Here is an 881-nt window from a genome sequence, read left to right as displayed (position 1 = left end):
ACGTAACCGTTGGATACCGGATTTGCAAATTCAAGCACATGAGCTTCACTGTTCAGATAAACAGACCGCATACCACCACCGCCATTTTCCGCACTTCCGAATGATACCATCAAAACATCGTCAGAAACGGTTCTTTTAGCTAATGCACCTTCCTTCTCAATAAAAGTTGCTTGATTGATGGTATCTTGTATAATATGATAAGATACCAAATTACGCGCATATTCTGTTCCCAACTCTTCAATGGAAGAAACCCCTCTTCGGGTGTAAAACTCCTGTACGGCCGTATTGTTGGGGACGAAAAGAGTGAAGCGTTGGGTAGCCTGATTCACCGCATTGTATAAGTCCGCATATTTCATGATGTGAATCCATTCGGAAAAGTCTTCCGATCTGCTGGATAAATAAGTTGCGGCAGGCTGTGTGTCGAAGACCACGAAAGTGTCTCCATCATACGGATCATTACAAGCTGCACATAAAACGATGAGCAGCATCCAGTATATTTTTTTTAATTTTTTCATCGTATATCGTTATTTAATTATTCATAATAAGGATTTTGTGTCAATAACGAGTTGTTGAATATATCTTCAGCAGGAATTGGCAAATACCAAGCATTATCATTATCCAGAACAGAACTCAGCCATTTATTTTCCGCTGTAAGGTTGTTCTCCATAATGATTGCTTTAAAGCGAGCTTTATACTTGAAGTTTTGTTGCTTGCCGTAGCGCAATAGGTCATACCAACGTTTGCCTTCTGCAGCAAACTCCATGTCGCGTTCATCCAATAGCATCTCCAATAACATTTCTTCAGTAGCTTCGTTGATATTGTCCGCACTGACTTCACTTCGTGGGTTTAGCTCTGAACGTTCGCGTATTTGATTAATGATA

Annotated in this window: 2 protein-coding genes; both read right to left on the bottom strand. The window is 40.3% G+C overall.

What is annotated here, in order from left to right:
* Positions 1–515 (bottom strand): fasciclin domain-containing protein (locus AB5935_RS25530; protein WP_368327821.1); only part of this gene is annotated, 515 nt, incomplete at its 3' end.
* Positions 516–532: 17 nt separating this feature from the next.
* Positions 533–881: RagB/SusD family nutrient uptake outer membrane protein (locus tag AB5935_RS25525; protein ID WP_368327820.1), on the bottom strand; the 349-nt coding region annotated here is incomplete at its 5' end.

The organism is Phocaeicola sp. RTP21198st1_B8_RTP21198_201120 (genome assembly GCF_040929485.1).
GTDB lineage: Bacteria > Bacteroidota > Bacteroidia > Bacteroidales > Bacteroidaceae > Phocaeicola > Phocaeicola dorei.
The sequence above is the reverse complement of the archived record's forward strand: the minus strand, read 5'-3'. Positions and strand labels throughout refer to the sequence as shown.